The sequence below is a fragment of the Flavobacterium sp. genome (assembly GCF_003525665.1).
Taxonomy (GTDB): Bacteria; Bacteroidota; Bacteroidia; order Flavobacteriales; family Flavobacteriaceae; genus Flavobacterium.
This window is the reverse complement of the sequence record NZ_DQDX01000167.1, coordinates 441-10,651: the sequence shown is the minus strand read 5'-3', so window position 1 is coordinate 10,651 and position 10,211 is coordinate 441. Positions and strand designations below refer to the sequence as shown.

The following is a 10,211-nucleotide window of genomic DNA, read 5'->3' as shown; positions in this document are numbered from 1 at the left end:
AGGAATAATAGTGCAAAAACTGAAATCACAACTTTCAATTCAAAAAATTCTTTAGCTTTTGTATAAAAATTTATATCAATATTAGAGATAATTTTATCTTTATGATGCGAATTGAACGGCTTCTTAGGTTGAATTTCAAAGTTTTTAAAAGATTTTTTTATTTGGTTGTCTAGCAAAAAATTGCCTAAACCAAAAAATAACGCAAAAGTTACAAATAGGCTTTTATTGATTTTTGTTTTTTTTAAATCTACTTCATTCAATAATAGTATTGCTATTTTTTTTCTTGCTCTTAATAAATGTAATTTAGAAGTTTTTACAGATATATTAAGAATCTCACTAATTTGATAATGCGAAAAATGGTCGATTACAAACATATTAAAAACCATTTTATGATTCATTGACAAAAGATCAATAGCTTGTAATAGCTCTTGATGATTAAAATTGTAATTTAAAATTTGTGATAATGCTTGTTTTTCATTCAACTTATCGACTGTAAGCAAATTGTAATAATTATTTTTTTTCTTTTCAAAATCTAAGTTTAAACTCTTCTTTACTTCTCTAGACCTAATTTTTGTTATAGATAAATTTATCACAATACGATTGATCCAGTTTTCTAATGAACCCTTATTTCTATATAAATTTTCTTTTTGTATTGCTAAAATAAAAGACTCTTGTAAGATATCTTCGGCAAGATAAAGGTCGTTTACATAACGGCGACATACACCTAACGGTTTTGGTGCATATTGTCTAAAGGCTTGATTCCAATTAATTGCAATTTTCATTTTGCTTGAGTTGATATTAAACTACAAATATTGATTTAAGTTAATTGTACAACGTCAACTTTGAAATTTTTAAAAGTTTCAAAATTGGTATTAACTTAATTTTAAGTATAAATGTAGTGCGTTTAATTGTTACGTGGTCTTCAAATATGTGTTACATTACCTGAAAATTGACTTTAAAAAATAACCCTTACAAAATGTAAGGGTTAATAAACTTCTCAAATAAGAACTTAGTAAAAATAGAGTATGAAAAATATAATTGAGAAATTTTAATTATTAATTAATGCATGGGTTGCCAATCTATACCATTATGCCCTTCAAAAGTTTTTGTTAAACTATTGAAACGAATACTTCCTTTTTTAGTCATGTCTGGTGTTGGAGTGTTATAAGACGAACTAGATGTAGGTAAACTAGTTGCTCTAATGAATGCTCCACCACCTGTATTATCTATTGAAGTAACTTCGTTGAATTGTAGATAGGTTCTGTTAAATAATGTTCCTGTACTACTTAAAGATAATGACTCAACAGCATAATGAAGTCCTAATCCATCAGTTCTAAGGTTTTCAGGTAGTACTAATCTGGAATTTAACTTTTTTAAATACATAATATCACTAACATTGGTAGCTCCACTTGTTCCTTGAAAAATAGTAGCTCCATCAACCAATTGATTTAAATGTTCGTAATCTAAAAACCATCTTATATTTACAAAACCGTTTGGTTTTATAGCAGATGTAACATCTATATTATAAAATGCTTGAGTTGATAAAATCGCTTCAGTTCCACTAGATTTAATATAGTAATTTGGAGTTGTGAAACAGTGGTTGTCTGTAATCGTAATTGTTGCATCAAAAGCGTTAGTATTCGCGTTTGTTCCTGTTGGGAATTTCTCAATAGCAAAAAGATACTTATCCGGTGCTGTCGATAATGCATAATAACTCCAATCGTCTACTTCTTGCACAAAAATTGCAGTCCCGTTAATATATTCACATGTTTCAAAGTGTTTAACTAATGTCCAAGTACTTACTTGATTTATATCACACAAAGATCTGATATAAACCGAATAGTTTGTTCCAGGCACTAAATTAGTTAAAGTGATTTGATTTGTTGTATTTGAAACTGTTCCAGTTGTTGTTAATCCAGTTGTTCCACTTCCAGCGCTTCCAGTAGTTCTTATTTCGTATTCAAAGCCATTTTGAGGTGCTACTGTTGGTGCAGTCCATGATACCATAGCACCAGTTTCTGAAATAGCACTAACAACTACATTTGAAGGAGACAAACATTCTACTGTTATACCTGTAACTATTAAAGATACATTTTGCGAACCATAAGCAAGTGTTCCTTTGTGATTTATTGTAACGGTGTAAACATCATTACTAATAGCATTATTGACTTCTATTTTTTCAAAAGGATCAACAGTATTGTCAGCATTTACAGCAGCATTGGTTCTGTTTACCATTCCACCTAGTTTCCAAGGTAAATACGTTGTTGCATTTTTTGTTATTCTAACATCTAAGTCATTTACTAATGCTGGTGTAGTGTCATCCACATCAAAATTAGTTACAGGATTTCCGGCAGGATCAGTCCAGCTTACACTAGCAATAAGAGGAATTGAACCACCTTGTGCTTTAACCTGGTAGGTAATAGTTTCTCCTTGAAATAATTCTAATTCTTGAATTAATGAAAATGTTTGATTATTTGTTATTGTAGAAGCAGCTTTTTCAGCATTTAATAAACCCCATCCAAATCTGTAATCAGGACCAAGATTAGTTCCTGCTTCATCAGCCGTATGAAGAATTAATCCCTTTGCGGTTGCTGCCTTCATGTAATTACCATTTGTATTAAAATAATGCTCTTGAAGTAATCCTAAAGTAGCCGTTACCACTGGAGCAGCAGTTGATGTTCCGCTTTGGGATAAAAGAGCGGTATCAGAAGTCTCCACACATGAAAGCACATCAACTCCTTTTGTAGTTATATCTGGCTTAATTCTTCCGTCATCTGTTGGTCCATAATTACTAAAATATGACATTTGAACACTATTGGCATCTACATAATTATTTACTTGATGAACTGCACCAACAACAACTCCATTTTTCGCTACATTCCAATAAGATAACAAATCATAGCCATTTTTTGAAGGATTTACATAAGGACTAACATCATATCTATCATTTCCTGATGCCCAAACTGATAAATAATACGGTGCATATTCTTGAATTAAATCTACCCAATATGAATACTCATTATATTTACCAAATTCATCTTCGAATAGGGTTAAAAAATCTGAACCATAAGAATGGTTAGACAACAACCTTCCTTGTTCGGTAGCTTCTACCAATGCTTCATATAGGTCATCATAAGAATCATAGGCACGTAATGTTCCACCATATGCTATTCCTTGGCTATTGACACCAAGAGCATCACTTCCTATCATGGTTCCTGCTATATGAGTGGCGTGATTTTCAATTGGTGTTGTGTCAATAAATTCAACTCTTCCTTGAAGCATACTGTGGGTCAATCTAGGTGAACCGTTATCCCACTCAGCAAACTGTATGTTGTTTCCAGTAAGGTTAAGCCCTAATGTTCCTCCGGCTCTTAAATTTGTAACCCTACTAGTTGTTGCAGCTCCAAGGTTTTGAAATTTATAATACAAGGGATTACCTTGAGTCGATATTCCAAACAATTTTGAAACCGATCCACTTTTATCAGTATATTCGATTTTCCAATCATTTACTTTAGCTTTAGCCAAAGCACTATCTCTTATTGCTTTTTGCTTAGCTTTTATAAACGTTTTGAAAAGCTCAATTTCTGCTGTTCTTTTATATTGTGATGTTATTATTTTTTTCTGTGTTTCGTCTTGTGCATTAGCATAATTAATACAAAGGATAAAAGAAAACAATAGTGCTTTATATATTTTGTTCATTAATATACTAAATTGTGTTTCGGCAAAATAATTACATCTTGTTATTTGAAATTACTCAATAATGTAAAAACTATTCGATTTTTGCTTTTGTAAATTTATTAGTTATAAAATTTAATGCATTGGTAGCCAATCAGAACCATTGTGACCTTCAAATGTTTTTGTTAAACTATTAAAACGTATACTACCTCTTTGAGTTGGTACATTTACTGGCACATTATAAACGGCATCATTTGTTGGCAAACTACTGGCTCTTATAAAAGCACCTCCACCAACACCATCAATATCAACAATAGAATTGAATTGTGAATACTCTTGATTGTTGTACTGACCAGTATTTGCAAGAATCATTGGAGTTGCAGCATAATGAATTCCTAAGCCGTCTGTTCTTAAATTATCAGGAAGTGTTAATTTAGAATTAACTTTTTTCAAATACATTAATGGGCTTAATTGCGTTGATCCATTACTTGTTTGAAAAGCAGTACCAGCTGCATTTAATTCTGTTATGTATTGACCATTTATAAACCATCTAATATTTACAAAACCATTTGGTTTCAATATAGAATTAACTTTTAAATTAAAATAAGTTGCAGCAGCTAAAGTAGCTTCTGTGCTTTGAGATTTAATGTAATGTCTGTTCGTATTACTTGAGCATAACATTTCAGTGATATCTACAGTAACATCAAATGCATTGGTGTTGGCACCAACTCCAGAAGGAAACTTTTCTATGGCAAAAAGATAGTTTGAATTGTTGCTTGGACTAGCATAATAGCTCCATCCTCCATTTTCATGAACTAAGTTTGCTCTTGTGATAGTCATAGGATTTGAATCACAATTGATTCCTGATGCTACTTGACACGTTGGATAGGCATTTTGTGCAGTTGTTACTAGATTTAATTTTTGTGTTTGAAATGCACTTAATTCTGCAGAAGTTAAAGCCGCATTTGTAGCTCCTAACCAATCTTGTAAAAGAGTTGTATATACTTGACGGTAATCGTGTTGGCGTTCGGTTGGGAAAAATCTTCCGTCTGTGCCGCCGTATACATTGCTTAAATTTGGTGGAGTTCCAATGATACCTGGCGTTACATGTTTACCCACCACAAACATTGGTGCAATATCTCCGTGGTCAGTACCAAAAGATGCATTTTCTTTTGCCTTTCTTCCAAACTCAGAAAAGGACACTACCATAACTCTATCTTCCAATCCTAATGCATTTAAATCAGACATAAAGGAACTTATTGATGATGATACATTTGACAATAATGTCGCATGAGTTCCAGTATGGTTGGCGCCACTAACTACTTGAGAAGCATGGGTGTCGAATCCAAATAATGTTACTTGAAATATTTTTGTCTTGCTACCACCTTTTAACATTCTTGCAATGGTACGAAGTTGTTTTGCTAAATCTGTATTTGGATAAGTTGCAGGAGAATTAAACCCGGCATTAAATACACTATTCACTCTCGCGAAATAACCGTCCATACCACTTTCTACAAACTTGATATAGTTTAAGGTATCGTTGTATTCTGAGGCTGTTGGTAATGCACTAGGTGCTAACTGACCAAATAAAGTTCCTTGTAATGAGGTTATATTATATTCTGCTGTGCCATGATCGTGTGTAAAACCTAGTGACGCATTGGAACTACCAAAATGCAATGCTAATGGGTCTTGCATAAAAGGTTGTGGATTACCACTGAGATTTGGAAAAATGCTTTCTAAATACCTCCCTATAAAACCATTTTGAACTTGATCATCTGTAGTTCCATCTTTACCTGCAAACATTATATTTTCTCCAATAAAATGAGAATAATTTGGTGATGGATATCCTACATTATGGATTAACGATAATTTTCCGCTATCGTATAAACTTTTAAAACCTGTCATTGAGGGATGAAGCCCTACAAGGTTATTGGTAGATTGCGTAGTATCTAAATTTATTAAAGCTCCAGTTCCTGTTTGATTTAATTTGATAGTTGGTCTAAGTGTTTCATATTGCCCATATTGACTTAGCGGCACTACCATATTTAAACCATCATTTGCACCTGCCAACCTTACCACTACCAATACTCTATCTGAAACCTCAATACAATTGGTACTTGGTCGTAACCAATCTAAAAATTCTGATGCAATACCATTTGTTGTTAACCCTAAACCTACAGTAGCCCCACTGCCTAGTTTTAAAAATTGTCTTCTTTGCATGACTTGCTACTTTATAATAATTGATATTCAGGCGATTTTACTATTGCTTTTATGAAACGATCTAAAGCTGTTTTAACAGAGGCACTATTATTTGTTGTAATATAATTGTTCCATTCGTTTTGCCAATTGATTGGAGATAAATTGCCTAATAAAGCTTGTTGAAAAAAAGTATATCGGCTTCCTGTTGGCATGTCGCAAAAACACAATTCTAAAAATTCATTTACTAAAGTTGTTGCATTTGCAGGATTACTAAAATCACCAGAGTTACGCACAAAAGCAACTACATCTAGCTTAAAAGTGTAACCATTAGCTGTATATCCTGTTATAAGATTATCTAATGCTGCTGCATAGCGGTAACGTAAAGAACTTGTTGTAATCCACAACTTATCATAATCGGGTAGCTCGTACATGGGAGGGTATCCTGCAACGGTTAGCGCTCTAAATAATAGAAATCCAGATGTGTTAATTCTACCCCATGTATAACTATAATAAAAAGATGAAAAACCTACTACATTTACTAATGGACTCACAGTCTGCAACCTAAATTGACTGTTTATCATTAAAAACAAGTCGAGAGGTGATTTTATTTTAGAACCTATAATTTCATCCCCAACTGTAGTATCATCTTCGTCATAAAAATGAACACTTTTTAATAACAGTTTTACTGTAGATTCCATGTTATAATTAGTCGTCATTAAATTATTTGCTAACGGCACAATTATATCTGTTTCTGTTTCTGTATCTATAGTCCTTCTTACAAAGTAACGGTACAGTCTACGGGCATAACTTTTAGCTGTTTCAGGCTGATTAAAAATCATATCAATAAAAGCATCTAATTCTGTATCCATTGCTGCAGCTGTTGTTGCTCCTGTAATGGTTTGATTTCCAAATTTTGACGAGAAGGTTTTATTCCCTGTATCGTGTTTTGTAATATCTTTTTTCCCGAGAGGTATATTACATTCTGCATCGAGATAAGATAGCCGTTGACTTTCTGATATATTTGTAAAACCGGTTAATACTCTTGCCGCTTGTTGCACATCGTGCTCAGTATAGTTGGTATAACTGCCAACTCCATCTTGAGCTCCTTTTTGTATGGTAAATAACTCTAAAAGTTCGCGCGCATAATTTTCGTTGGGTGCCACTGCAGTATTCAATCTATTGTCAAGGTAATAATGCATGGCATTAAGACGCGATATTTTTTTTGTGAAAGTTTTGATGCTTCCTGTGGCATAAAAATTTAAAAGGGCATAATAATCGTAACCAAAAAAGTACAAACCAAAATTATCATGTAGATTTACTATAAATATGGATTTTAGAAATAAAGAAAGCTTTGTGTGAATAGTAGTAGCTTTTTGAGCATTATTAAGCCACCAGGCAGTTGTAACATTAAATCTAGCATTTGCATCCATTGTAGTTGCAGTAACTGTTGGCGTAGTAGCTGTGGGAATCCACTTTTGCCCGGTATCTGTAGCGATAGGTTCAGGCAAATCATAAGTTGGTGCTGCAAATAACTGATCAACGGCTTGGTCAGTTGTCATTGCTGCAAATTGGTTGATTAATGTTTTGTTTGGATTAAACGTAGTTCGCCTTAGCAAGTGAGCCGCATTGGCGAAACCTAAGGTTCCTGTTCGAGGCGTTAATGATGCCATATTGTTGTTTGTTGTTTGTTGTTTATTGTTTGTTGTTTGTTGTTTGTTGTTTGTTGTTTGTTGTTTGTTGTGGTTTTCGATTGTTTTTAGCTGTAGGTAAAATTCTACATAAAAAAATTTGTGTATTATATAAAAATGAACATAAGTAGTTAATTATATATTTTTTTCACTCTTTATTTATGATGTGTCGTATAAAACAATTGATTTTTCAACATCGATTGGGCTTATTGTATAATGCTACATTTTTACCATTATATTGTTTATTTTTGGATTATTTCACTATATTTGACCAATATAATGGTTAATTTTATGTTGAATACGATAACAATAAAAGAAGTTAAAATTGAAATTGGTTCTGTTTGCAAAAACAAAAGAAATCAGTTTGGATTGTCAAGAGAAGCGTTAGCAATAGCATTAAACATGTCTAGCACTACTATTCAAAATATTGAGAATGGTAAAAATGCTACCTTAGATAATTTATTAAAAGTAGCTAATCATTTTGGCTTACTTGAAATTATTTATAAATCCATTAAAACCATCGACACAACTAATAGTAACCTTTCATTATATTAGTTATGGCAAGTAAAAATACTATTGAAGTTAGATTGTTTGGTTTTGAAATTGGCAAGCTAGATTACGACACTAATCAAAGCGTTTGCTATTTTCAATATAATCCTCAGTTTTTGGATAGAGGTTTAAATTTACCAAACAAAAAAGTATATTTATAGCAGATTATTGAAAGTACTACCGAAGCAAGGAGACTTAATAGAGTAGATTTTAAACTGTTTCTATGCTTAAATTATATTTTGACCTGTTTTTAGTATGCACTATTAAATGAATAATTTTGCCACGGATTTCACAGATTTCACGGATAAAATCTGTGGCATAAAAATGCGCAAAGTTTTTTTTTTAACGGACATGTTGTATATTATCCTAAAATTTAAAGCTAAAGAAACTAATGAACTTTATAGCAGCTTATTAAAACACTATCGAAGTCGGGAAACTTCGTTAAGCATAGTGATTTTAAATTCAACTTTATTTTTATTATATACTCGCAAAGGCACAAAGACGCAAAGAATTTAGATATAACTATGCCATTGTGCCTTTGTGAGAAAAAATATAAAATGGGTTTTAGCAATAACTAATTTAATCGGATAGTAAAAATAAAATAGGGTTAAAAAATTTTCTAGGATTTAAAATAGGAAAAATTTATGAACACACTATATAGTAATTTGAATGATTTCTATATTATTTGAGTTAAAAAAAGCCTCTTTTTATTTAAACTTGATAGCTCTTAAAAATAGCTTACTTATAATGTGGTAGCACATAATTGACAAACCATTTTGGTGGTGTTTCAGTCATTAAAACTAATGATTCTTTGTATAGTTCTGCTATTAACTGAAGATTTTTGCCTGAATTATCAAACAGATAAGCACGATAACAAATTGGCAAAATCTTATGTAACAATTCTAATGTTCTATAATAACGTTCTTCAATTTTATCTTCGGAAACAGCATGTCCTCCTTTTTTTACTCTGTCTATAACTCTTGATTTATTTACAGTTGGACTATCAATGCAAACAAAATATAGATACGGTTTGTATCCATGCTGAATTGCCTCTTTAATTTCATTAATTTTTGAGGGATGGCTCATCACCGATTCAAAACTAAAGGATTTATTGTTTTTTATTAGAAGGTGTCTGATAAAAGCTGCAATAAAAGAACCTTCATAGCTATGAGTATCTTTAGAAGAATCAACTATACAATCTTCTTTAATGTAAACATTAATAGGATGATTTTCTTTTGTTGCTTTATCAAACAATGAAATTGAACTTGGTGCTAATTTAAATTCATCTAAATCAGATTGGTTTACAGATATGCCTATTTGTTTTAAATCAATAAAACCTGATTGCGATAACTCTTTTTCAAGCTTGTCGGCATTTACAAAAAAACCTGTATTTTGCTTGAAATCTTTAGAAAATTCTTGAAATAGAGTACTCTTACCTGAACCGTTTGGTCCTGCAAATAATCTTATTCTTTTACTACTTTGCATGTAAAATCATTCCTTTTCTAAAAGTATGAACTGTATTATCAGGAGTTTCAATTGTTGCCACAACATTTTTGGCTCCATTGGGCAATTCTTCATACACAACTCCTTTATCAATAAAGGTAATCGAAAGGTCTAATGCTTTAGAATGCCTTAGTGCATTAGTTGCCGCTATCTTTCCTGCTTTAACTAAAGATTTAGTTTGAGCATAATCAAGTCTAAACACTTTTTTCTTATCCATATTACTATTTTCAAAAGATTTTACTATGAACAAAGGTACTAAAAAATACTAATAGTATCACTCGAAAATAGGATTCAGGTTTTTAATAATTTAACAAGCAATTATTTTAAAAAAATTGTAAAACTTATTTGGTAAGTATTGAAACATTTAATGCTATTTGCTTACAAGAAGTCATATGAACTAGAACATCAACTGCATAAGCACATCAAGAGCATTATCTATTAATGGGAAACGGCAAGATATAAAACTAGAAGATTTATTAACCATTGCAGAGGAACATGCCATTAAAAACCCTACTAAAATTATTGAAGAAATTTCAAGCCTAACTAAAAAATGGCATGATTTAGCAGTGGAATTAAAATTACCAACTAAAATAATTT

8 protein-coding genes are annotated in these 10,211 nt (G+C 31.7%); 1 reads left to right on the top strand and 7 read right to left on the bottom strand.

Annotated features, from left to right (window positions below; genetic code table 11):
- From DIU01_RS11670 to DIU01_RS11655, 4 genes are all read right to left on the bottom strand, one after another.
- The coding region (locus tag DIU01_RS11670; RefSeq protein ID WP_290834648.1) for an RNA polymerase sigma factor at positions 1 to 782 on the bottom strand (782 nt) is incomplete at its 3' end.
- Between the two features lie 277 nt (positions 783 to 1,059).
- Positions 1,060 to 3,699: a S8 family serine peptidase gene (locus tag DIU01_RS11665; RefSeq protein ID WP_290834646.1), complete on the bottom strand. Its 2,640-nt coding sequence runs from the start codon at positions 3,697 to 3,699 to the stop codon at positions 1,060 to 1,062.
- A gap of 111 nt (positions 3,700 to 3,810) precedes the next feature.
- Positions 3,811 to 5,895, bottom strand: a complete 2,085-nt coding sequence (locus DIU01_RS11660) for a DUF1501 domain-containing protein (protein ID WP_290834644.1) — start codon at positions 5,893 to 5,895, stop codon at positions 3,811 to 3,813.
- A gap of 11 nt (positions 5,896 to 5,906) precedes the next feature.
- A complete protein-coding gene (locus DIU01_RS11655; protein WP_290834642.1) occupies positions 5,907 to 7,544 on the bottom strand; it encodes a DUF1800 family protein in 1,638 nt (545 codons plus the stop codon).
- A 309-nt stretch (positions 7,545 to 7,853) separates the two neighbouring features.
- Between DIU01_RS11655 and DIU01_RS11650 the strand changes: the two genes are divergently transcribed.
- On the top strand, positions 7,854 to 8,117 hold the full coding sequence (locus tag DIU01_RS11650; protein WP_290834640.1) for a helix-turn-helix domain-containing protein: 264 nt from the start codon (positions 7,854 to 7,856) through the stop codon (positions 8,115 to 8,117).
- A gap of 732 nt (positions 8,118 to 8,849) precedes the next feature.
- Here the strand turns inward: DIU01_RS11650 and DIU01_RS11645 are convergent.
- The 3 genes from DIU01_RS11645 to DIU01_RS11635 form a co-directional block, all read right to left on the bottom strand.
- Positions 8,850 to 9,596, bottom strand: a complete 747-nt coding sequence (locus DIU01_RS11645; RefSeq protein ID WP_290834638.1) for a zeta toxin family protein — start codon at positions 9,594 to 9,596, stop codon at positions 8,850 to 8,852.
- Positions 9,586 to 9,816: a hypothetical protein gene (locus tag DIU01_RS11640; protein WP_290834636.1), complete on the bottom strand. Its 231-nt coding sequence runs from the start codon at positions 9,814 to 9,816 to the stop codon at positions 9,586 to 9,588. Before DIU01_RS11640 ends, DIU01_RS11645 begins: the two co-directional genes overlap by 11 nt.
- Before the next feature lie 195 nt (positions 9,817 to 10,011).
- On the bottom strand, positions 10,012 to 10,211 hold a 200-nt coding region (locus DIU01_RS11635; RefSeq protein ID WP_290834634.1), incomplete at its 5' end, for a hypothetical protein.

Bases quoted from the DNA above. Each gene is read 5' to 3' on its own strand.
- DIU01_RS11665 (WP_290834646.1), bottom strand. From the start codon at position 3,699: ATGAACAAAATATATAAAGCACTATTGTTTTCTTTTATCCTTTGTATT.
- DIU01_RS11660 (WP_290834644.1), bottom strand. From the start codon at position 5,895: ATGCAAAGAAGACAATTTTTAAAACTAGGCAGTGGGGCTACTGTAGGT.
- DIU01_RS11655 (WP_290834642.1), bottom strand. From the start codon at position 7,544: ATGGCATCATTAACGCCTCGAACAGGAACCTTAGGTTTCGCCAATGCG.
- DIU01_RS11650 (WP_290834640.1), top strand. From the start codon at position 7,854: ATGTTGAATACGATAACAATAAAAGAAGTTAAAATTGAAATTGGTTCT.
- DIU01_RS11645 (WP_290834638.1), bottom strand. From the start codon at position 9,596: ATGCAAAGTAGTAAAAGAATAAGATTATTTGCAGGACCAAACGGTTCA.